Annotated in this window: 17 protein-coding genes; 9 read left to right on the top strand and 8 right to left on the bottom strand. The window is 59.4% G+C overall.

The window, feature by feature from the left end:
- Positions 1-2 precede the first annotated feature (2 nt).
- Genes FP026_RS15760 through FP026_RS15770 form a run of 3 tightly spaced genes read right to left on the bottom strand, consistent with a single transcriptional unit; the run spans position 3 to position 3,629 of the window.
- Positions 3-1,022 (bottom strand): ABC transporter permease, encoded by a 1,020-nt coding sequence (locus tag FP026_RS15760; RefSeq protein ID WP_149635546.1) that lies wholly within the window; start codon positions 1,020-1,022, stop codon positions 3-5.
- Positions 1,012-2,562, bottom strand: a complete 1,551-nt coding sequence (locus tag FP026_RS15765; RefSeq protein WP_149635547.1) for a sugar ABC transporter ATP-binding protein — start codon at positions 2,560-2,562, stop codon at positions 1,012-1,014. Before FP026_RS15765 ends, FP026_RS15760 begins: the two co-directional genes overlap by 11 nt.
- 59 nt (positions 2,563-2,621) lie before the next feature.
- The gene (locus tag FP026_RS15770) at positions 2,622-3,629 is read right to left on the bottom strand and encodes a sugar ABC transporter substrate-binding protein (RefSeq protein WP_149635548.1); all 1,008 of its coding nucleotides are present in this window, start codon (positions 3,627-3,629) and stop codon (positions 2,622-2,624) included.
- Between the two features lie 394 nt (positions 3,630-4,023).
- Here FP026_RS15770 and FP026_RS15775 point away from each other — a divergent pair, with 394 nt between their 5' ends.
- The 3 genes from FP026_RS15775 (at position 4,024) to ftsZ (ending at position 7,726) form a co-directional block, all read left to right on the top strand.
- Entirely contained in the window at positions 4,024-5,067 is a 1,044-nt protein-coding gene (locus FP026_RS15775; RefSeq protein ID WP_149635549.1) for a substrate-binding domain-containing protein, read from the top strand.
- Between the two features lie 72 nt (positions 5,068-5,139).
- Positions 5,140-6,345 carry an acyl-CoA dehydrogenase family protein gene (locus tag FP026_RS15780; protein WP_149635550.1) on the top strand — a complete coding sequence of 402 codons (1,206 nt, stop codon included), beginning with the start codon at positions 5,140-5,142 and terminating at the stop codon, positions 6,343-6,345.
- A gap of 373 nt (positions 6,346-6,718) precedes the next feature.
- Positions 6,719-7,726 (top strand): cell division protein FtsZ, encoded by a 1,008-nt coding sequence (gene ftsZ / locus FP026_RS15785; protein ID WP_149635551.1) that lies wholly within the window; start codon positions 6,719-6,721, stop codon positions 7,724-7,726.
- Between the two features lie 82 nt (positions 7,727-7,808).
- On the opposite strand, the gene FP026_RS15790 is transcribed toward ftsZ, so the two are convergent.
- The 4 genes from FP026_RS15790 to bla all read right to left on the bottom strand — a co-directional run bounded on the left by FP026_RS15790 (position 7,809) and on the right by bla (position 12,452).
- Positions 7,809-9,026 carry an SfnB family sulfur acquisition oxidoreductase gene (locus FP026_RS15790; RefSeq protein WP_149635552.1) on the bottom strand — a complete coding sequence of 406 codons (1,218 nt, stop codon included), beginning with the start codon at positions 9,024-9,026 and terminating at the stop codon, positions 7,809-7,811.
- Positions 9,027-9,413: 387 nt separating this feature from the next.
- Positions 9,414-9,797 carry a hypothetical protein gene (locus FP026_RS15795; protein ID WP_149635553.1) on the bottom strand — a complete coding sequence of 128 codons (384 nt, stop codon included), beginning with the start codon at positions 9,795-9,797 and terminating at the stop codon, positions 9,414-9,416.
- Positions 9,798-10,338: 541 nt separating this feature from the next.
- Positions 10,339-11,511 (bottom strand): class C beta-lactamase, encoded by a 1,173-nt coding sequence (ampC, locus tag FP026_RS15800; RefSeq protein WP_432444128.1) that lies wholly within the window; start codon positions 11,509-11,511, stop codon positions 10,339-10,341.
- A gap of 50 nt (positions 11,512-11,561) precedes the next feature.
- Entirely contained in the window at positions 11,562-12,452 is an 891-nt protein-coding gene (gene bla, locus FP026_RS15805) for a class A beta-lactamase (protein WP_149635555.1), read from the bottom strand.
- Between the two features lie 171 nt (positions 12,453-12,623).
- Between bla and FP026_RS15810 the strand changes: the two genes are divergently transcribed.
- Both FP026_RS15810 and cml read left to right on the top strand, forming a co-directional pair.
- Positions 12,624-13,502 carry a LysR family transcriptional regulator gene (locus FP026_RS15810; protein ID WP_149635556.1) on the top strand — a complete coding sequence of 293 codons (879 nt, stop codon included), beginning with the start codon at positions 12,624-12,626 and terminating at the stop codon, positions 13,500-13,502.
- Positions 13,503-13,835: 333 nt separating this feature from the next.
- Positions 13,836-15,032 carry a CmlA/FloR family chloramphenicol efflux MFS transporter gene (gene cml, locus FP026_RS15815; protein WP_149635557.1) on the top strand — a complete coding sequence of 399 codons (1,197 nt, stop codon included), beginning with the start codon at positions 13,836-13,838 and terminating at the stop codon, positions 15,030-15,032.
- Between the two features lie 114 nt (positions 15,033-15,146).
- On the opposite strand, the gene FP026_RS15820 is transcribed toward cml, so the two are convergent.
- Positions 15,147-16,169, bottom strand: coding sequence for an LLM class flavin-dependent oxidoreductase (locus FP026_RS15820; protein ID WP_149635558.1), 1,023 nt, complete (start codon positions 16,167-16,169; stop codon positions 15,147-15,149).
- A 364-nt stretch (positions 16,170-16,533) separates the two neighbouring features.
- Between FP026_RS15820 and FP026_RS15825 the strand changes: the two genes are divergently transcribed.
- From FP026_RS15825 to FP026_RS15840, 4 genes are all read left to right on the top strand, one after another.
- Positions 16,534-17,034, top strand: a complete 501-nt coding sequence (locus tag FP026_RS15825; RefSeq protein ID WP_149635559.1) for an invasion associated locus B family protein — start codon at positions 16,534-16,536, stop codon at positions 17,032-17,034.
- Positions 17,035-17,205: 171 nt separating this feature from the next.
- Positions 17,206-18,132 carry an ArsR/SmtB family transcription factor gene (locus FP026_RS15830; RefSeq protein ID WP_149635560.1) on the top strand — a complete coding sequence of 309 codons (927 nt, stop codon included), beginning with the start codon at positions 17,206-17,208 and terminating at the stop codon, positions 18,130-18,132.
- Between the two features lie 223 nt (positions 18,133-18,355).
- Positions 18,356-19,864 carry an alpha-N-arabinofuranosidase gene (locus FP026_RS15835; RefSeq protein ID WP_149635561.1) on the top strand — a complete coding sequence of 503 codons (1,509 nt, stop codon included), beginning with the start codon at positions 18,356-18,358 and terminating at the stop codon, positions 19,862-19,864.
- 124 nt (positions 19,865-19,988) lie between these two features.
- Complete coding sequence (locus FP026_RS15840; RefSeq protein WP_149635562.1) at positions 19,989-21,890, top strand: ABC transporter substrate-binding protein; 1,902 nt, start codon at positions 19,989-19,991, stop codon at positions 21,888-21,890.
- Positions 21,891-21,934: the final 44 nt, after the last annotated feature.

A 21,934-nucleotide genomic window follows, 5' to 3' on the forward strand; every position in this document is an offset into this window, starting at 1 on the left:
GCTCAGATCTCTCGCTTGCGCAACAGGGTGGTGGCCGAAACCACGATGAGGATCAGCAAGCCCTGAACGCCGCTGACCAGCGTGCTTGGCAGGTTCAGCAGCTGAAAGCCGTTGATGAGAAAGCCGACAAACAGCGTCGAGATCAGCGTGCCGCCGATGGTCGGTACGAGCCGGCGCGAGAAGACCGAGCCGAGCAATGCGGTGACGACGACGGGAAGCAGCATCTCGCCCGATCCGGTGGTGCTGCCGCTGAGATAGGCGACCGACAGGATGCCGGCGATGCCGCCACACAGGCCACTGGCGATGAAAGCCCCGGCGATGAGGCTTTTCAAGGGTAATCCGGCGGCGCGTGCGGCCTCCGGAAACTCGCCGACGGCATAGAGCCTGAGGCCGAGCGGAGTGAATTGCACGATCGCCGTGACGATGATGGTAAAGCCGATCAGCACATAGGCAAGGATCGGAATACCGAAGCCGTCCGAAGATGAAAGAACGGTCAGGAGGTCAGTCGAGGCCGGAAGTACCGTGTTCTGCGTGAGAACAAGCTCCAGTCCGGCAACGATATTCATCACCGCGAGCGTCGCCAGCAACGGCACGATGCCGGCAAAAACGATCGCCAGCGCATTGACAATGCCGATCGCCAACCCGGTGGCCAGCGCACCCGCTGCGGCGATCAGGTCGCTGAAGCCGAGTTGGATGAGGGTTGCGTAGATTGCGGCGCTCAGCCCCATATTGGCGGCAAGCGAGAGGTCTATGCCGCCCGTGACCACATTGGAGCCGCCTGCTATCAGCACGATCGTCAGGCCGATGGCGAGAACACCCGAAATGGCCGATTGTCCGAGCACGTTGCCGATATTGCCGACCGTGAGGAAATAAGGCGCGGTCAGCGCGAAAATCGCGAGGATGGCTGCGAAGGCAAGCAGCGAACCGAACCGCAAGGCCGCAGCCGCAAGCCTGCCGCCGGTCGGCAGCGCCTTCGCCGTCACAGGCTCGGGGAGGGAGGCATATTGTATATCAGCCGACATGGCGCAATCCTTCCAGGGCGCCGGTCGATGCCGACAGTACTTCATCTGTTGTGGTCTGAGAGGAGATCAGTTCGCGCGTGACCCGACCGCGAAACAGCACGAGGATCCTGTCGGTAATGCCCACAAGCTCCTGGAGATCCGAGGACAGCACGATCACACCGGCACCTCGCGCAGCAAGCTCGCCGATCAGCGAATAGATTTCGATTTTCGAGCCGATATCGACGCCGACGGTCGGCTCGTCCAGCAGATAGATCTCCGACCGACGGCTCAGCCATTTGGCAATCGCCACCTTCTGCTGGTTGCCGCCCGAAAGGGTGCGCACCAGCGCCTCACGGCCGGCCGTCTTGATCTGCAGCCGCTTGATCAGCTCGTCGGTATCGTCGCTTTCCCGCTTGCGGTTGAGAAAACCGAAGCGCGTATAGCGGCCAAGGCTCGACAGCGTGATGTTTTCCCGCACGCTGAGCTCCAGACCCACGCCATGGCCGCGCCGGTCCTCCGGCACCAGGGCTAACTGGTGATCGACGGCTTCGACCGGATTGCGTAGCTTCAGGCCGCGCGCATCGACATCGATCGTCCCGCTTGTTGCCGTCTGCAATCCGAATAGGGTCCGCACGAGATCCTTTGCTCCCGAGCCGAGCAACCCCGTAATGCCGAGGATCTCGCCGCGATGCAGCGAGAGGTTGACGTCATGAAACCGGCCCGTTGCCGAGAGGTTTTTGACCTTGAGGATTTCCTCGCCCAGTTCGACCTTCCGTTTGGGAAACATGTCGGCAATGTCGCGCTCGACCATCAGACTGGCGATCCGGCCGGCCGAGATCTCGCCCCTTGTCAGAGAAGCGACGTCGACACCGTTGCGCAGAACGGTAACATCGTCGCACAGGGCCTCGATTTCGTTGAGATAATGCGAGACGTAGATGATGGTTACGCCTTCGCTGCGCAGACGTCGGATCAGGCGAAACAGGATTTCGGCCTCCTGCCGCACCAGCGCCGCGGTCGGCTCGTCGAAGACAAGGACCTTCGGCTTGTGTAGCAGCGCGCGGGTGATCTGAACGATCTGCCGCTCCGCGGTCGAGAGCTCGCCGATCAATGCATTCCTCGGCAGATCGACGCCGAAATAATTGGCGAGGAGTTCGCCAGCGCGGCGTTGCATGGCGCGGCGATCCAGGAAGGGCGTCTTGCCCAGGCGAATTTCCCGCCCGAGAAAAAGCGATTCTCCGACGGTAAAGGTCGGAACCAGCAGCCGATCCTGGTGGATGAAATGAATGCCGAGCTCTTCACAGAGATGCGGCGTCAGGCGATCATAGACCCGGCCGTCAATCTCGATGCGGCCCTCATCCGGGGTGTGTAGGCCGGCCAGGAGCTTGATCAGCGTGGATTTGCCGGCGCCGTTCTGCCCGACAAGTCCGTGCACGGTGCCGCTCGTGATGGCGAGCGACGCTCCTGCCAACGCTTGCGCGCCGCCGAAGCGTTTGACGATGCCATCGAAGCGCAGAATATCCGACGCGCTGTCTGCCTTAGTCGCCCGTTCGATTGCGGTCATGAAAGGAAGCCCCTCGTATTGAAGGGCGATGCGGTGCGATCCGCATCGCCGTTTGCAGATCAACCGATACCGAGCGTCTTGATCACGTCGGCGACATTGCTCTTGTTGGCCAAGAGCGCGGGGACGTAGGTCTCGCGCGGCAGTGTCTGGCCAGACAGCAGCTTGGCGACATTGCGGATGGCGGTGCGGCCGATTTCCGCCGGCTGCTGGGCAGCATCGGCGCCCGCCGGCGAATTGGGATCGGCGACGAGCTGCAGTACTTCCGGGCTGCCGTCGACGCCGTAAGTGCGGATCTCGTTGCGGCCGGCGGCCGCGAGAGCCTGCGTGGCGCCCAGCTGCGGAATGTCCCAGGCCGACCAGATCGCCTTGATCGAGCCCTTCTCCGGATATTTGTTGAGGATCGCGGTAATCTGGGTGAAAGCGTCCTGAACCGTATTCGGAATGACGTCGCGTAGCTCCGGCTGGATAATTTTCACCTTCGGGAAGTATTTCACCACGTTGACGAGCTGGTCATAGCGGATCGCGCAGGGCGTCACGCCGTAGAAGCCGTTGAAGACGACGATATTGCCTTCGCCGCCGATGTCGGAGACGAGCTGCAGCGCCAGGTCCTTGCCGATGCCCCAATTGTCCGACGTGGTGTTATTCAGCGAATTGGTCGAGCCGACATCGACGGTCAAAACGGGAATACCGGCGTCGCGGGCCTTTTTAAGCCAGGGATCGATGACGCTCAGCGTGCCGAGGATCTGGACGATGGCGTCCGGCTTCTGCGCAATCAGCGTCTGCAGCTGCGACACCAGCTTGCCGTCATTGCGGCCGGCATCGACGGCGATCGGCGTGCCGCCCAGCCGCTTCACTTCGTCGATTTGCGCGTTGTAAGCCTGCAGGTCGAAATAATGGTCGGTTCCGGTCGCGCTGATGGCGATGCGCTTGCCTTTCAACGACAATGCGTCGTCGGCAGCGGCAGCGGTTTTCGACAGGATGCTCGAAGCCGCAAGCGCGGTCCCGGCTACGGCCGTCAACTTCAAAATATCCCGGCGTCCGAGGCCGGTCGCTTGTCCTTTGGTCATGAAAGCACCTCTCCAGCAATCCAAAATGCCAATAGATTACAAAATAGATAGATTTAACGATTTACGGAGGAACGTTTTTCCAAAACGGTGACACATATGGAAATTTCCATGATGTCGTCTTTCGCTCGCTGCATCGGGTTTTGCGATGATGTGGGCTGGCGGCACCAAACCGTATGCATTTCCGATGTCGGGATTGTGCTCCAAGTGCCGGCCCATTCGCGAGGCACGTCCTTGCCGCGATCTATTCGGCTGGCGAACAAAGAATCTCCGAAGGCAGGCAAAATCGGACGATTTAATCTACTAAAAACATAGAGATTATATCTAATAATTGCATGCGTCGCAGGGCGATCTGTCCGTCAGACGACGCTTTCGGTTGATCGTGAGGATCGCGACGATGAAATTTATCACACGGCTCGCATTGTCGGCCGTTGCCCCTCTTCTTTTGATGCAGGCAGCATTGGCAGCCGGGGTCAACGGCGCGCCTGCGCCCTTCGACAAGGGGGGCGTGAAGGTTGCTCTGGTCAGCTATATCTCCGCTGGCGACTTCTTCCAGGCCTATCAGGCCGGTGCGGAAGCACAGGCAAAGGCGCTCGATATCGACCTGCGCGTCTTCCCCGGCCGTCAGGATGCCGCCGCCCAGCGCGAGCAGATCCTCCAGGCAATCAATCTCGGCGTCTCCGCTATCGTCATCGATCACGGCCTGCCGGAATCGCTTGGCGATGTCGTCCAGCAGGCGCTCGACAAGGGCATCAAGGTCGTCGCTTTCGATGTCAATCTCAACAATCCGAAGATCCCGCAGGTCGAGCAGAGCGATCGCGAGCTTGCCGATCTCGCTTTGAAGCAGGTGGTCAAGGATAACGGCGACAGCTTCAAAGCAGGCTATGTCTATGTTGCCGGCTTCGCGCCGCTCGATCGCCGCAACGAGGTCTGGGACACGTTCAAGAAACAGAACGCGGGGGTCATCGAGAAGGCCCGCTTCGGCAATGTCAGCGATACGACGGCGACGTCGACCGCCGACCAGGCAAAGGCGGTGCTGACGGCCAATCCCGATATATCAGTCGTCTTCGCTCCCTATGACGAATTCGCGCGGGGTGTGAAGCTCGCCGCTACGGATCTCGGCATCACGGGCAAGCTGAAGATCTATTCGGCTGATGTGTCGACCGCGGACATCCAGGAGATCACCGAGCCGGGCAGCCCCTGGGTCGCGACGGTTGCGACCAATCCGGCCGTGGTCGGCGCCGTCTCCATCCGTGCCGCGGCTTTACAGGTGGCGGGCCAAGAGGTTCCGCATCAGATCACCGTCAAGCCGACGCTGCTGACGCAGGAAGGTCTGCGGGCGGCCGGCGTCAAGACGATCGAGGAGCTGGCACAGAAAGTTCCCGCCTTCAGCGCGAGCGATGCGGTGACCGCAAGCTGGATACCGGACAGGCTTTTTTAAGCTGCCGACTTCGATCTTTCGGCGGAGTCCTCTGATCCCGCCGGATTACGTTACTAAACCGGAGTTCACATCATGAGCCAGTCCAACGTCGTCTTTGCGAGCAATCGAAACACCACGCGAGAGGACCTCTTTGCCAGAGCCGAAGAGATTGCCGCGGATCTTTCGAAGCGAGCTGCAGAACTTGACCGCGAGGGACGGCCCCCGCTCGGCGAAATCGTCAAACTGAAGAATGCGGGGCTGCTGAACGCCCTGCACGCACAGCAGATCGGCGGTGGCGGTCTCGACTGGGTGGATGGATTGCAGCTGGTGCGCATCCTTGCGCGCGGCGAAAGCTCCATCGGACAGCTTCTCGGCTATCACTACGTCAACAGCCAATATGTCTATTGGGCCTTCGACGAGGCACGAGCGCAGGAGTTCGGCAGCAAGACGGTTGGCAACAGCCTCTATTGGGGCGCCGCCGTCAATCCGCGCGATCCGGGCCTCGTGCTGACGCGCCGCGGCAACGGTTATGTCCTGAATGGCCGCAAATCCTTCTCGACGGCCGCTCGCGTATCCGACTATATCAATGCCAATGCCGCCCTTGATGACAAGATTGTCGGCTTTGCCGTTCCGACCAATCGGGCCGGTTACAAGGCCAATGACGATTGGGACAATTTCGGCCAGAGACTGTCGGACAGCGGCAGTGTCGAATTCCACGATTTTCCCGTCTATGAAGAGGATCTGGACAGGGCAGCAACCGTCGGCGGCGAAGCGCCGGTGCTCGCAACCTTCAACACGCCCCTCATTCAGCTCGTTTTCGTGAACTTCTATCTCGGCACGGCTGAAGGCGCATTGCGAGAGGCGGTCGACTATGTCCGAACGACGACGCGGCCGTGGATCACATCCGGCGTCGAACGTGCATCGGACGACCCCTATATTCTCGAACGTGTCGGCGAGTTCACCGCTGCCCTGAAGGCTTCCGTCGCGCTGGCCGACAGCGCCGCGGCGGCGGTTCAGAAGGCGCTCGCAAGAGGAAACAAGGCGACGGCGCGGGAGCGCGGCGAGGCGGCAGCAGAAGCCTATGCGGCGAAGGTGCATGCGACCCACGTCGCGCTCGATATCACCTCGCGCGTCTTCGAGCTCACCGGTGCGCGTTCGACCGCGGAGAAATATCGCTTCGATCGCTTCTGGCGCAACGTGCGGACCCATACGTTGCACGATCCGGTCTTCTACAAGGCCAAGGAAGTCGGTGAATTCGTGCTGAATGATCGGATTCCCGAGGTCAGCCTCTACAGCTGAATACCTGGGCAAAGACACGGTGCAGCCTAAAAAGTGGGGAGCTCGCAATCTGCGCCGGTGATGACGTCACCGGCACTCAAAATCGGTTAACGCTGTTGGTTCTGGTGTGGTGCTGGCCAGGGTTGGAACACTCCGCAGCTCTAGCTGCGCGCCTCCAGCCGTGGTTTTCACGCAATGCCGGACAATTCATGCTTTGATGTCCGGCTCATAAATCCTGTGCTCGACTCATTATTCTGGGGAGGGCGGTCCGCACATGCCGCAATGCGCACACGTTCCTCGCTAGGATCTCTTCTCTCGCGAATCGCTGCAACGCCCTTTTCCACAAGGGCAGGCGATCGCGATTGAGAATGAAATTGATCCAATGGAGTCCTTCATGGCTGACATCCGCACACCACTTTCCGGGGTGATACCGAAGATTTCCGTCGTCGGTGTCGGCGGTGGCGGCGGCAACGCCATTAACAATATGATCGCGCAACAACTTCAGGGCGTTGAATTTATCGCGGCAAATACGGATGCACAGGCGCTTGCGACGTCGAAAGCGACAAGACGCATACAACTTGGGGCACAGGTGACGGAAGGTCTCGGCGCAGGCTCCCTGCCGGAAATCGGGCGAGCCGCCGCTGAGGAATCCATTGATGAGATCATGGATCATCTCCAGGGCACGCACATGTGCTTCGTCACGGCCGGAATGGGTGGTGGCACTGGCACGGGCGCTGCCCCAATCATCGCTCAGGTCGCGCGGCAGGCGGGCATCCTCACGGTCGGTGTCGTCACCAAGCCCTTTACGTTCGAAGGCAACCGGCGCATGCGCACAGCCGACGAGGGCATCGAGCAACTCCGCAAAAGTGCCGATACTGTCATCGTCATTCCCAATCAGAACCTATTTCGCATTGCGGATGCCACGACCACCTTCGAAAATGCCTTTGTGACTGCGGACCGGGTCCTGTATGCGGGCGTCAGCTGCATCACGGATCTGATTATCAAGGAAGGTCTCATCAACCTCGACTTCGCCGACGTCAAATCCGTAATGCGGGGAATGGGGCGTGCGATGATGGGAACGGGCGAAGCGTCGGGGCCGGGCCGCGCATTGAAAGCGGCCGACGCCGCCGTTTCCAACCCGCTTCTGGACGATATGAGCATGAAAGGCGCGCGGGGCGTGCTGATTTCCATTTCCGGCGGGACGGACATGACGCTATTCGAGGTCGATGAGGCCGCCAGCCGCATCCGCGACGAAGTCTTTGCCGATGCCGATATCGTTGTCGGTGCGATCTTTGACAAGAATCTCGACGGCGTGTTCAGGGTATCGGTCGTTGCAACCGGTCTGGAAAGTCTTGCGGCGTCCGCCGGTCAGCCCATGGAAATCAATATGGATCGGCACTAACTGGCTTCAGAGTGGCGCTCCCGATTTATGCCTTTGATTGTATGAAAGCCCCGGCGCCTGCGACGGGGCTTTCGTCTATCCGTCAAAGCGCGCCGTTCTTCGGCGGGATGACGTCGTTCAGGTGATAGTTGCCGACGACGTGATATTTCCAGCGAACGGGGTCGTGAAGCGTATGCGTGCGGGCATTGCGCCAGTGACGGTCGAGATTGAGGTCGAGCTTCACGGACGCTGTTCCGGCAAGTTCAAACAGCGTGTTCGTCGCTTCGATCGCGATTTCCGTCGTCAGCACCTTCGCTGCCGCAACGGCGAGTGTCGCTTCGACCACTCTCTTTTCGGTCGTCTCGACCTGCGCGGCGTCGACCTTGCGGCCGGCGCGCTCGATGGTTGCGGTTGCGGCTTCCAGTCGGATGGCGATCTGGCCGACCTTGGCGATCGTCAGCGGATCGTCGCTCGCGCGCTCCACGCCGCTATCCATCCAGGGGCGCGATCGGGTTTTTACGAAGTCAAGCGTTTCGGCAAAGGCGGCTCGGGCAATACCGAGATCGACGCCGGCATGGATGATCTGGCCGACCGAGCCGATCGTCGTCGGTCGCTCGAAACCCTTGTGATGAAGGACGACATGGTCGGCATTCACATAGACATTGTTGAGGACCGTGGTGCCGCTGCCGGTCGTGCGCTGCCCGAAGCCATCCCAATCGTCGATGATTTCGATGCCTTCCGTGCCCTTGGGAACGAAAGCCATGACCAGCTTGTCGGCTTCATCAAGCGCGAAGACGGTGACCCAATCGGCAAAGAGAACACCAGTCGAATAGAACTTGCGGCCGTTGATGCGATAGCCGGGACCGTCGCGGGTGATGCGGGTATCATAGTGCCCGACCGTTTTCGTGCCGCGCTCGGAGAGGGCGTTGCCGAAGCGATCGCCGGCCAATGCGCGGCCGAAGAAATAGCGCTTCTGATCTTCAGAGCCGTCGATGCGCAGGGCTTCGAGGATGTAGAAATGATTCTGCGGGATCTGCCCGATCGAGCCGTCGGCCTCAGCCAGGATCGCGGTGATCTCCGCCAGCGTGGCATTGGAGACATCCAGGCCGCCATATTCCTCGGGAACGGTAATCGCCAGCAGTCCGGATAGAGCCAGTGCGTCCATTTCGGTGAAGGGTAGCAACCTTTCGCTATCGCGCTCCGAAGCGGTGGCGGCAAAGCGCGCTGCAAGCTCCTGCGCGACGGCCAGCGCCTGTTGCTCGGTCTCCAACAAGGTCGCCTCGGGATGCTTGGCGTTGATATGGTGCAATTGCGCGTTCATGGGCAGGCTCCGATTTCATTCGGCGCCACGATGCCGTATTCAAAGCGGGGGTTCGAGAAAAGCCATTTCGTTTTTACGGATGCGGTCGCGTCTTCATTCCTTTCTCTATAGAATTGATGGTCAATTGCTGCCTGAAGCTGTGTCGGCATTGATAATCATCGCCGTTCTCAGCCACTACCGACGCCCGGCGCGCCAGTCTTCAAAGCATCCGGCCGTCGTCGATCAGTCGTCGCGTCGCAACAAAAACGGTCGCCGGACGAGGGCGGTGCTGCGTCTTAGCAGCAGGCCTTGCCGATTGGATCGGTATTCGATGCTGTGTGGGGTTTTGTATTCTGCCGAGGCGGATAAAGGACGTACCGGCCGTGGACGACCGGTACGCAGTTCATTCTAGGAAGCCAGACGACGCACAGGCTGAACGGAAATAGGCTTGGCGGGAACCCGCAGAGGGCGCTTCGAGGCGACGGGCAACTTACGTGCCGTGCTGGTTTTCGCGGCTCCGAGCCAGCGAAGAATTGCGTCGAAGCCGGGCTGGGCCGCGCGCTTCAGTTCCGGGCTCATCTCCTCGTCCATGCCGCAGAGAGAGGCGATTTCCAGCCAGTCGACGCGGCCTGCCCGAAGAGGAGGGCGCGACTGGAAAACGATCAGGCCGATCATGAAGCCTTTGATATTCTCGAAGCTACGCGGCTGAAGCAGCGGCTTGAGCCGCATATCGCAGAAATCCGAAATCTTGCGCTGGAAAACGTCAGAGGCAGAGCTTTTCTTTATGGGCATTATTCATTCCTTGCAGGCGACATCATCCAAAGGTCGGGGTGTGGCCCGCTAAAGCACGGAAGTTAAGGAAGCGCAAACAACCGACCGATTGGCCGCTTTCAATTCTACGATACGTCGGCATTTGGCAAGTGGCAGATCGGTCACGCTTCGGTCAAACCCGCCGCCGGCTAGAGAGCGGGAGCCGGGGAGCGGTAAATGGGCGGCAGGCGCTTTACCGGGTAGCCGCTAAGATCATGAAAAAACTGTAACTTGCCTCCCGCGCCATTGAGAGCGACATTTTCCCTGCGCCGGAATTATGAGGTGAAAGACATGTCAGTCTTGGAAATATTGGTCAGACGCCGGATGCAGGAAGAATACGCCAAGGGTACATCGCCAGAGCGCATTACCCGCCTCCTGCAGGAATTCTTCAACGGAACAGAGGCCTCCCAGGCGGATGCTGTTTCGCGACGGTCGTCTGGCAATCCATAAAATACGAGGCCGGCCTCGATATCTTTCCGAAGGCCGGCCGTTTGTCGAAGCTGACTAATCCTTAAGCCACTCTCTACTGTGCCGCGTTCGATCCGGGCAGGCTCTCGACTGCCGCCAGGATCTTGTAGGCCGCGGAGACGCGGGCGGGGATCGGAAAGTTCCTGTTTGCCAAGAGGACGATGCCGACCTGGCGGACGGGAATGAAGGCCGCGTAGGCCCCAAAGCCGTTCGTCGAGCCTGTCTTGTTGATCAGCACATCCTTGCGCGGCGGCTGCGGCGGGTCGAGCCGTGTGACCTTGTGCGGCTCGCGCGCCATGTCGGATGAGTTGCCGGCGAGCAACCGCGCAAGCGTCGTCGGATAGGCATAGATTTCCCAGCCAAGCCCCTGCGTCATGTTGCCGACGGTGTAGTAGCTGACATGCGTCGCTTCGACTGCCCGCTGAAACGTTCCGTCGAGCTTCGAGCCATCCATATTGGCTTCGAGAACGGCAAGCATATCGGATGCCGTGGTCTTGATGCCATAGGCGGGCGTGTCCAGAACGCCGGGTCCGACGCGGATTGGCGTGCCCTTTTTCGAATAGCCATACGCATAGTTGCCCATCTCGGCGGCTGGAACGTGGACATAGGTGTGCTTGAGCCCGAAGCCGGTGATGACCTTGTCCTGCATCAGCATATCGAGCGGCTGGCCCATGACCCGCGCGGCCAGATAGCCGAACAGGCCGATGCTGGGGTTGGAATATTGCCGGTACGTACCGGGCACAAAGGACGGATGCCAGTTGCGATAATAGGCGGTCATTCCCTCATTGCTGACGCTGTCCGGGAATTGCAGGGGCAGGCCGCCGGCCGTGTATGTGCCGAGATCAAGAAGGCTGATCTTGTCGAAGGCCGTACCTGCCAGCTCCGGCATGTATTTCGTCGCCTTGTCGGAGAAAGACAGCTTCCCGCTGACTTCGGCGTAGGAGGCAAGCGTTGCCGCGAACGTCTTGCTGATGGAACCGAGCTCGAAGATCGTATCGTTCGTTACCTTCTGGCCGCTCTCCTTCGAGGCGACGCCGTAGTTGAAGACGTAGCGCTTGCCCTTGACCGTGACAGCAATTGCCATGCCCGGCACATCGTTTTCCTTCATGAGCGGACGAATGGTCTCGTTGACGGCCCGCTCCAGGCGGCTCTGATCGATGCCTTCGGCGTGGACGCCGGCGCCATAGAAGAGGCAGGAGGTGATTATTCCGAGTTTCGGCAGCGAAATGGCATGTATATTCAAGATGATATCCTCATGCTGACGGATGATGGGTAGTCTCAGATCGCTGCAGCGATACGACCGATTTCGGCAATGACGGCGTTGCGTTCGTCGGCTGAAATCGACGGTACCTCGCAATAAGCCGTCACGATGATCGGCGCGCGGTTCGACGGCCACAGCACCGCAATGTCGTTGGCATTGCCGGCTTTGTCGCCATTCGTCCCCGTCTTGTCGCCCACCAGCCAATCCCTAGGGACACCGGCGCGCAGGCGGGCGTCACCCGTCTTGTTGGTGATCAACCATGCGGCCAGTTGCGATCGCGAGGCCGCCGAAAGCACGTCGGTAAACAGAAGCCGCCGCAGGTTCTCCAGCATCGCGGCCGCCGTCGTCGTGTCGCGTTGGTCGTCCGGCGCGTCGTGGTAATTCAACGCGGGCTCTATGCGGTCGAGGCGGGTTATCTCGTCGCCGAGGCTTCGGCAGAAGGCGGTTAGCGCCTTGGGGCCGCCAAAGCTTGCAAGCAGGAGGTTCGCAGCAGCATTGTCGCTGAGCGTGACGGCTGCGGCACAGAGTTCTGCCACCGTCATGCCGTCGCCTACGTGCAACTTGGTTGCTGGCGAGCCGCCGATGATGTCGCCTTCCGAGTAACGAATGCGCCGATCGAGCTTTTCTTCGCCTTTGTCGACGCGTGCAAGCACCAGGGCTGCCGCCAGCGCCTTGAAGGTGCTGCACATCAGGATGCGTTCGCCGGCGCGGTGCTCGATGTGCTTGCCGCTCGCCATATCGAGAATGCTGACACAAATGCGGCCCGGATGCTTGCTCTCGATCGCTGCAAGCCGCGCTTCGCCGGAATGATCCTCCGCGGTGCGTCCAACCCCGCTTATCCCTGCCAGAACAGGCAGCGCGAGCAAGCCGCCGGCAAGGCTTTGCCGGCGTGACAGTAAGATCGTCATCTTGTTTCCACTTCGATTGATGTTGAGCAAAAGAGGCGCGTCTCAGGCTCCGTGGACGTCATTAGGATCCTGCAAATCACCTTGCGAGCCAGACTATGGCGTTGCTACATACCCTAGACAAACGATCAATTCTGGGCTTAGACATGAGAAAAACTTGGTCTTAGGACACAAATGGACATCTCACAGCTGCCGTTGAATGCGCTGCGCGTTTTCGAGGCCTCGGCGCGGCATTGCAGCTTCACGCGGGCGGGCCTCGAACTCCGGGTGACGCAGACGGCCATCAGCCATCAGGTCAAGGCGCTGGAGGACGTGCTGGGGGTGACCCTGTTCAAGCGCCTGCCGCGCGGCCTTGCCCTGACCGATGAAGGCCATGCGCTGCTACCCGTGCTGACCGATGCCTTTCGGCGCATGAGCGCCACGCTCAGCCAGCTGGAGGAGGGGAATTTTGCCGAGATCCTGACGATCGGCGTCGTCGGCACTTTCGCGATCGGCTGGCTGTTGCCGCGCCTCGGCAGCTTCAAGGCACAGCATCCGCATGTCGATCTGCGTCTGAAGACCAACAACAATCGCGCCGACATGGTGCTCGATGGGCTCGATTTCTTCCTGCGCTTCGGCGACGGCGCGTGGCATGGAACGGAAGCGATCCATCTCTTGGATGCGCCGCTGTCCCCGGTCTGCAGACCCGATATCGGCGAGCGGTTGCGCAGCCCGGCCGATCTTGCCGAGGTCGAGCTTTTGCGCTCCTACCGGATCGATGAATGGTCACTCTGGTTCAGGGTCGCCGGCCTGCAGCCTCCTCATCTTCGCGGTTGGATGTTCGATTCGTCGCTGACGCTGGTGGAGGCCGCCGCGCGTGGCGTCGGCGTCGCGCTCGTGCCCGTCGCGATGTTCTCTCATGACATCGAGGCCGGGCGCATCATGCAGCCGTTCCAGATTACGGCGACGACCGGCAGCTATTGGCTGACGCGATTGAAATCGCGGGCGGAAACGGCATCGATGAAGGTGTTTCGCCAGTGGCTGATTGGCGAAATCGAGGAGATGCCGGGATAGGCCGCGCAATTAAATCGGCCCCAGGCAGACGCTAGGGGCCGGTTGAGGTATTGACTTCGAGCAGTGGTCGACGTGTTAGCTTGCGAGCTTCCTTATATCGGCAGGTTGCAGACCATACGCATGTTGCAACATCATTGTCCGTTTTGATGGCGTCTGCTAAAGGCTGATCCATCACTACCTATCGCGCCACGGAGCTATTGGCATGGGGACCCTAAAGTCAGCAGATAGATAAGCCGCAACAGCTTCTTGTTGTTGCGGCGTGCTGTCGAACTCATTCCAACTGGACCCCAGTGGCAGACGCCGCCCGATTTCTCTTTCGAGCGGAATTTTCTCATGTCTGACATACGCCCGTCATGGGCCTACTCGCTGCCGGCGGCACTGCTGCTGATGGCGCCTTTCGACATTCTCGCCTCGCTGGCGATGGACATCTACCTTCCCGTCGTTCCATCGATGCCCGGCATCCTGAACACGACGCCTTCGGTCATTCAGCTGACGCTGAGCCTCTATATGATCATGCTTGGCCTCGGGCAGGTCCTGTTCGGTCCGCTTTCGGATCGCATCGGCCGTCGTCCTGTGCTGCTTGCCGGGGCGATCCTCTTCGCTGGAGCCTCTCTCGGAGCGGCTGGCTCATCGACGGCGGCTGCCTTCGTCTTTTGCCGGCTGCTGCAGGCCATCGGAGCCTCGGCGACACTGGTTGCAACCTTTGCAACTGTCCGGGATGTCTATGGCAATCGGCCGGAGCAGGCGATCATCTATGCCGCGTTTGGCGCGATATTGTCCTTCGTGCCTGCACTTGGCCCCATAGCAGGCGCGATGATCGCCGATCGGTTCGGATGGCGTGCCATTTTCATGCTGCTGGCACTTCTGGCCTTGGCCGCGACGATCAACGCCATGGCAAGGTGGCGTGAAACGCGGCCTGCAGGTTCGAGAGGGCCACGCCGCTCCATTTGGCCGATCTTCACAAGCTTCCCGTTCTGGACCTACACGCTGGCCTTCAGCGCGGGCATGGGCACATTCTTCGTGTTCTTCTCGACGGCACCACGCGTGCTGATCGGCCGGGCCGGCTATTCGGAACTCGGCTTCAGCATCGCATTCGCAACGGTCGCAGTCGTTATGATCGCGGCAGCGCGCTTCGCTGGATCATTTGTCGAGCGGTGGGGTGTTGCAGGCTGTGTCGCGCGGGGCATGGCACTGCTTCTTATTGGCGCGGCTGGTCTGGTATTTGGTCAGGTCTACGGCTCGCCGTCCTTTACAAGCTTCGTACTGCCAATGTGGATCATGGCCCTTGGGATCGTCTTTGCGGCATCGGTGACAGCGAACGGAGCGCTTGCGGAATTCGGTGATATCGCCGGATCGGCCGTGGCGTTCTACTTCTGCATCCAGAGCCTGATCGTCAGCATCGTCGGTACGCTGGCGGTGACAGCGCTGGGTGGCGAAAGTGCATGGCCACTGGTGGGCTTCTCCACGCTCATGGCATTGCTGGTGCTGGCAGCACTGCATGTCTTGCGACGCCAGAATGCCATAGCCTGATCTGCAAAGCGCCTGCTTTCCGGCGGGCGCGTTTGGAGGCCTGCCCGCGAAAGTCGAATTTCGCGGGCAGCCGAGGCCGGTTTATGCAATCCGAACGCCGCGCCAGGAATTGCCTTATCGCCATCCCAACGCCGGAGCGACATGGGTCAGAATGGATTCGATAACATGGGCGTTGTATTCGACGCCAAGCTGGTTCGGCACGGTCAGGAGCAGGGTATCGGCTGCGGCGATCGCCTCATCTTTCGCCAATTCCTCGATGAGCACGTCGGGCTCGGCCGCATAGCTGCGTCCGAAGATGGCGCGCGTCTTCTCGTCGATGAAGCCGATCTTGTCGGCGTCCTTGCCGCTGCTGCCGAAATAGGCACGGTCGAGATCGTTCACCAAAGCGAAGATGCTGCGGCTCACCGAAACGCGTGGTTCGCGCTTGTGTCCTGCCTCTTTCCAGGCCTCGCGGTAGAGCTTGATCTGGTCGGCCTGTTGAACGTGGAAGGGCAAGCCGCTTTCGTCGTCCTTGAGCGTCGAGCTCTGCAGGTTCATGCCGAGCTTTGCCGCCCATACTGCCGTGGCATTGGAGCCTGCGCCCCACCAGATCCGCTCGCGCAGGCCTTCCGAATAGGGCTCGAGGCGCAAGAGGCCGGGAGGATTAGGGAACATCGGGCGGGGATTGGGTTGCGCAAATCCTTCACCGCGCAGGAGATCGAGCAGCACTTCCGTGTGCCTGCGTCCCATATCGGCGTCGCTCTCGCCATCCATCGGCGTATAGCCGAAGTGGCGCCATCCATCGATCACCTGTTCCGGCGAGCCGCGGCTGATGCCGAGCTGCAGCCGCCCGCCGGCAATGAGATCGGCGGCACCCGCATCCTCCGCCATATAGAACGGGTTTTCGTAGCGCATGTCGATAACAGCCGTGCCGATTTCGATGCGGCTGGTCCTGGCACCGACTGCTGCCAGCAGGGGGAATGGCGAGGCAAGCTGGCGCGCGAAGTGATGCACGCGGAAATAGGCGCCGTCTGCCCCCAATTGCTCGGCCGCGACAGCGAGATCGATCGATTGCAGGAGCGTGTCGCCTGCCGATCTCGTCTGCGATTGGGGTGATGGCGTCCAATGGCCGAATGAAAGGAAACCGATCTTCTTCATGATATCATCCTGCTATATCCGGTTTGCCGGCTCGATGTTGCATCATACATGTCCATGCAGACACATATGACGCCCGTCCGAGGGCCTGCTTGCCTGGGTCTTCATGTCATAGCTTACAAAGGCCGTAGGTTCAGGCGGCTATATGTGCATGGATGCAGTGGATGGAACAGCACAATCTGTGAACTGATCGTCAATGCCGATAGAGCTTGCGTTCTTCTCCATCATGGTTTCCTGCGTGTCGCCGAACATGAACAAATTTTAACGAAGACATTAACAATCGGATAACGCACCACACCGAAACTGCCGCGCGTGTGAGTGCTTCTCTCGCTTTCAACGTCCTTGAAACAAGAAATGGCAGGAAACTATGTTTACTAGAAAATTCGCCCCCGCTCTGGTCTTCGTCGCATTCGGCGCCGGTATTGCGCATGCGGAAGTGCCCGTCCGTATCGATCAATTCGATCATTGGGGCGCATATTCTTATAAATCCGGCGATAGTGTCAGTTGCTATGTGCTGTCGAGGCCGGTCGCGCAGCAACCCGCCAGTGTCGACCATGGCGACAATTTTTTCATCGTCTCGCGCCTGTCTCCCAGCGACAAATTGGTTCCCGAAGCCGCGATGGGCTACGATCTGAAAGACGGCACGCAAATGACGGCTGCGGTTGGCGACAAGACCTTTCCGATGTTCACGAAAGACCGCCACGGCTGGGTGAGGGATGAAACCCAGGAACCTTCCATGATCAGGGCCATGAAGGGCGGCGCGCAATTGGAACTGCAGGCAACGTCCAGACGCGGCACCGCCACAAGCTATTCCTACTCGCTATCAGGCATTACGGCGGCGTTGAAACGCATAGAAACATGCAAATGATCCCGTAGGCACCCGAGGTGCGGGTGGCGCTCCCATCGCCAGGAGTTATATGGCAGGAATGACCTGATGGCGTCTTTCTATTCGCATGGAAGACGCCAAAGGCCGATATCTCTTGTGAAATCAAAAATCCTGATATAAATGATATCCATTGATTGGGGTATTCGGGATTCTATGCAGCGCGGCTTTCTGACAATTTATGCGGGCGAGAACGCCGCAGTCTTCAGGGCACTTTCAGCGCCGGCCCGCGTCGAGATGCTGAAACTGCTCTGCGCCAAAGGTTCGATGAACGTCAACGAGATTGCTCGGGAACTCGATCTGCCGCAATCTACCGTCGCAACGGCTATCATGATCCTGGAGGAAGCCGGTCTTGTCGAGACCAAGGCTGCGAAAGCGCGCAAGGGCTACCAGAAGATCTGTACCGCGCTTTATGATGAAATCCTGCTGAGCTTCGAGGACCAGGCCTTCAAGCACGACGAGGACGTAATCGAGGTCGCCATGCCGATCGGCCTTTATACGAGCTGCGAGACGCATGCGCCTTGCGGCCTTTGTTCGACCGAAGGCGTGATCGGCCTCCTCGACGTTCCCGATTATTTCCTTGATCCGCAACGCATGCAGGCCGGTCTTCTCTGGTTCGGCCGCGGCCATGTCGAGTATAAATTCCCGAACAATGCCAAGATCTTGAACCGGAATGTCAATGCCATCGAATTCTCGATGGAGCTGTCGTCCGAGGTGCCGGGCACCAATCCGGACTGGCCGTCCGACATTACTGTCTGGATCAACGGCGTCGCCGCCGGTACATGGACGTCCCCCGGTGACTACGGCGACAAGCGCGGCGCTTTCACACCGGGCTGGTGGAAGCTGGAAGGTTCTCAGTACGGAAAGCTCAAGACCTGGCGAATCTCGAAGAAGGGCACGTTCATCGACGGCGTTGCCGTATCTGATGTGACCATCGACGATCTCGCCATCAGCCAGCATTCCTCGATCCGGCTGCGCATCGGCATTGCCGACGACGCCCGCAACACAGGGGGCGTCAATATTTTCGGTCGTGGCTTCGGCAATTATGGCCGCGATATTCTGATGCGCGTCGATCTGGCATAAGTATATATCATAAATTATGATATATAGCATATGATCGAGATAAATTTCCGATAAGTCGTATTTTTAATAACTATTTGTTTTTGCAAGCTGTTTCTCTATCAGGAAATTAACGCCATTACGACTTTCAAGTTGTTTTCCACTTTAAAAGCGTTGACGGCCTTCCAAAAGTATATCAAGATCAAGGTATAAGAACGAAATATATGATATATATGGGAGGAAGGCCGTGAAGGCGCATGTGATCGTCCATCGTGATTTTCGAATTGCCGACATCGACGACCGGCTTTACAGCGCTTTTCTGGAGCATCTGGGCAGAGCGATCTACGGGGGCATCTACGAGCCCGGTCATCCGACCGCCGATGAGAACGGCTTCCGCAAGGACGTGATCGAGCTGGTGCGCGAGCTCAACGCACCCTATTGCCGCTATCCCGGAGGCAATTTCGTTTCCGCCTATAATTGGGAAGACGGGGTGGGCCCCAGTTCCGAACGGCCGGTGCGTCTCGATCTCGCCTGGCGGACGCGTGAGAGCAACCAGATCGGCGTCAATGAATTCGTCGATTGGTGCAAGAAGGCCAATACCAAGCCGATGCTCGCGGTCAATCTCGGCTCGCGCGGCCTGGATGCGGCGAGAAACTTCCTCGAATATTGCAATCATCCGGGCGGCACCTACTGGTCGGATCTGCGGCGCAAGCACGGTTGGTCCGATCCGCATGGCGTGAAGCTCTGGTGCCTCGGCAATGAAATGGATGGTCCCTGGCAGGTCGGTCACAAGTCTGCCTATGAATATGGCCGCCTGGCCGACGAAACCGCAAAGGCCATGCGCGGCTTCGACAAATCTCTCGAACTGGTGGTTTGCGGCTCGTCTAATTCCGACATGAAGACCTATCCCGATTGGGAAGCGCAGGTTCTGGACCAGTGCTATGACAGCGCCGATCATATCTCGCTGCACATGTATTTCGCCAATCGCGAAAAGAACACGCTCAACTATCTGGCCAAGGCCGAAAAGCTCGACCGCTACATCGTCACCATCGGCGGCGTCATCGACTATATCAAGGCAAAGAAGCGGTCGAAGAAGACGATCGGCATTTCCTTCGATGAGTGGAACGTCTGGTACCATTCCAACCAGCAGGACAAGGAGATCCTTGCTCGTGACGAATGGCCGGATGCGCCGCATCTGCTCGAGGATGTCTATAATTTCGAAGACGTGCTGCAGGTCGGCGGCATCCTCAATACGTTCATTCGCCGCTCCGACCGCGTGCGGATTGCCTGTATAGCCCAGCTCGTCAACGTCATCGCGCCGATCATGACGGAAGACGGCGGACCGGCGTGGCGGCAGACCATTTACTACCCGCTCTATTTCGCCTCGAAATATGGTCGCGGTTATGCGCTGCGTCTCATCACCGATGGCCCGACCTATGACAGCGACGAGGCCGACGACGTACCTTATCTCGACGTATCAGCCGTGCATGACGACCTTGGCAAAATGGTCACCCTGTTTGTCGTCAACCGTCATCCGGACAGCGCGCTCGATCTCGACACCCGTCTCGAAGGATTTCCCGGAGCCCGCGTCGTCGAGCAGCATGAGATGGTGCACAGCGATCTGCAGGCGGTCAACACGGCGAGGCAGCCAAACGCTGTCGTACCGACAAGTACGAGTGACGCGAAAGTGGAAGACGGTCGCCTTCGCGCTACGTTGAAACCATTGTCATACACGGTAATCCGGCTGTCGGTATGACGGCCGGTGGGCGCTGATCGCGAGGAGGCGGTCCAGCTGGCCTTGAAAGCATAAGGGGAAGAAAGAGCGACGCGCCCGACACCTGTTCGGACGCGCTGGCAATCGACAACAAAGGGAGGAGATCATGCAGCAGTGGAAGAAGCTTGCTTTCGGCGTCGCATTGGCCACGTTCGGCTTTATCGCGACAGTCCAGGCTCAAGACTATACCGCCTTGCCACGCAAGGAGACCTTGATCGTCGAAAACCCTGAGGGGACGATCAAGAATCCGGGCTGGTTCAATATCTGGGTCAATGGCGGCGGCGGCGTTTCGACCGGCTTGCAGCAGCTGACCATGGATACGCTCTGGTACATCGATCCGGAAAAAGGCCTGGGCGGCTCTGCCTGGGACAATTCGCTCGCTGCGGACAAGCCGCAATATAATGACGACTTCACCCAGATGACGGTGAAGCTGCGCAAGGGCATCTACTGGAGCGACGGCGTCGAATTTACCGCCGACGATGTGGTCTACACCGTCAAGACGCAGATGGATCATCCGGGCATGAACTGGAGCGCCGCTTTCTCGGTGCAGGTCGCCAGTGTCGAAGCGCCGGATCCCTATACCGTCGTCTTCAAGCTGAAAAAGCCGAATTCGCGCTTTCACGCCATCTTCACCGTTCGCTGGAACGGCGCGTGGATCATGCCGAAGCATGTCTTCGAGAAGGTTGCCGATCCCGTTCGTTATGATAACGCCAATCCCGTCTCGCTCGGCGCCTACAAGCTGAAGGCCTACGATCCGCAGGGCAAGTGGTATACCTGGGAGAAGCGTGACGACTGGCAGCGCACCTCGCTTGCCCGCTTTGGCGAGCCGGCTCCGAAATATGTGAGCTATGTCGACCCCGGCCCGCCGGACAAGCGGACCATCGCGCAGATCGAGCACAATCTGGATATCATTCACGACAACACGCCGGAAGGCATGTTCACGCTGAAGGAAAAGTCGAAGACCGTCGATAGCTGGTTCCCCGGCTTCCCCTTCGCTCATCCCGATCCGACGCTGCCCGCGGTGATCTTCAACAATCAGGATCCGCTGTTCCAGAATGCCGATGTGCGCTGGGCCCTGGCATTGCTCATCGATATCAAGGCCGTCGACATGGCGAGCTACCGCGGCGCAGCTACGCTTTCCGCCCTCGGCGTTCCGCCGACGGCAATCGCCATGACGGACTATCAGGCGCCGATGCAGGATTGGCTGAAGAATTTCGAGGTCGATACCGGCAAGCGCAAGATAAAGCCCTATGATCCGACGATCGGCCAGCAGATCGCCGATATCCTGCGCAAGCAGCCGAAATTCAAGGATCAGATCCCGACCGATCCGGCAGCGATCAGTGCTGCCTTCGGCTATGGCTGGTGGAAGCCCGATCCGCAGGCCGCCGCCGAGCTTCTGGAAAAGGCAGGCTTCAAGAAGGTGGGCGGCAAGTGGATGACGCCTGATGGCCAGCCATTCAAGATCCGCTTGACGGTTGAGGGTGATACCCGCTCGGTCTTCACCCGCGCCGGCACGCTGATTGCCCAGCAATGGGCAGCCTTTGGGATCGACTCCAAGGCCGCGCCGACCACCAATCTCTGGCAGGTGGGATTACAGCCCGGCAGCTACCAGGTTGCCATCGCCTGGAGCGTCGAGACCTGGGGCGGCGATCCCGACCTGTCCTTCTTCCTCGACAGCTGGCATTCCGAATTCGTCGCCAAGAAGGGTGAGAACCAGGCGCCGCGCAACTGGCAGCGCTGGTCCAATCCCGAACTGGACAAGATCATCGAGAACATTCGCCATGTCAGCGCCGATGATCCGAAGGGCATCGAACTCGGCAAGGACTATCTGAAGCTGGTCGCCCGTGAAATGCCGACCATTCCCCTGATGTCCTACAACGTCTTCACGTCGATGGACACGACTTACTGGAAGGGCTATCCGACGATAGCAGATCCCTACACCGACCCCGTTCCCAATTGGGCGAACTCGCGGTTGATGATGGTGAAGCTCAAGCCGGCGCAGCCTTAATTCTCCCAACCCTGACGCGGCAGATGCGCCGCGTCGGGCACCTG

The sequence above is a fragment of the Martinezella tropici genome (genome assembly GCF_008370325.1).
GTDB classification, from domain to species: Bacteria; Pseudomonadota; Alphaproteobacteria; order Rhizobiales; family Rhizobiaceae; genus Rhizobium; species Rhizobium tropici_B.

Coding starts and splice junctions, on each gene's coding strand:
- FP026_RS15760 (WP_149635546.1), bottom strand. CDS start 1,022: ATGTCGGCTGATATACAATATGCCTCCCTCCCCGAGCCTGTGACGGCG.
- FP026_RS15765 (WP_149635547.1), bottom strand. CDS start 2,562: ATGACCGCAATCGAACGGGCGACTAAGGCAGACAGCGCGTCGGATATT.
- FP026_RS15770 (WP_149635548.1), bottom strand. CDS start 3,629: ATGACCAAAGGACAAGCGACCGGCCTCGGACGCCGGGATATTTTGAAG.
- FP026_RS15775 (WP_149635549.1), top strand. CDS start 4,024: ATGAAATTTATCACACGGCTCGCATTGTCGGCCGTTGCCCCTCTTCTT.
- FP026_RS15780 (WP_149635550.1), top strand. CDS start 5,140: ATGAGCCAGTCCAACGTCGTCTTTGCGAGCAATCGAAACACCACGCGA.
- ftsZ (WP_149635551.1), top strand. CDS start 6,719: ATGGCTGACATCCGCACACCACTTTCCGGGGTGATACCGAAGATTTCC.
- FP026_RS15790 (WP_149635552.1), bottom strand. CDS start 9,026: ATGAACGCGCAATTGCACCATATCAACGCCAAGCATCCCGAGGCGACC.
- FP026_RS15795 (WP_149635553.1), bottom strand. CDS start 9,797: ATGCCCATAAAGAAAAGCTCTGCCTCTGACGTTTTCCAGCGCAAGATT.
- bla (WP_149635555.1), bottom strand. CDS start 12,452: ATGACGATCTTACTGTCACGCCGGCAAAGCCTTGCCGGCGGCTTGCTC.
- FP026_RS15810 (WP_149635556.1), top strand. CDS start 12,624: ATGGACATCTCACAGCTGCCGTTGAATGCGCTGCGCGTTTTCGAGGCC.
- cml (WP_149635557.1), top strand. CDS start 13,836: ATGTCTGACATACGCCCGTCATGGGCCTACTCGCTGCCGGCGGCACTG.
- FP026_RS15820 (WP_149635558.1), bottom strand. CDS start 16,169: ATGAAGAAGATCGGTTTCCTTTCATTCGGCCATTGGACGCCATCACCC.
- FP026_RS15825 (WP_149635559.1), top strand. CDS start 16,534: ATGTTTACTAGAAAATTCGCCCCCGCTCTGGTCTTCGTCGCATTCGGC.
- FP026_RS15830 (WP_149635560.1), top strand. CDS start 17,206: ATGCAGCGCGGCTTTCTGACAATTTATGCGGGCGAGAACGCCGCAGTC.
- FP026_RS15840 (WP_149635562.1), top strand. CDS start 19,989: ATGCAGCAGTGGAAGAAGCTTGCTTTCGGCGTCGCATTGGCCACGTTC.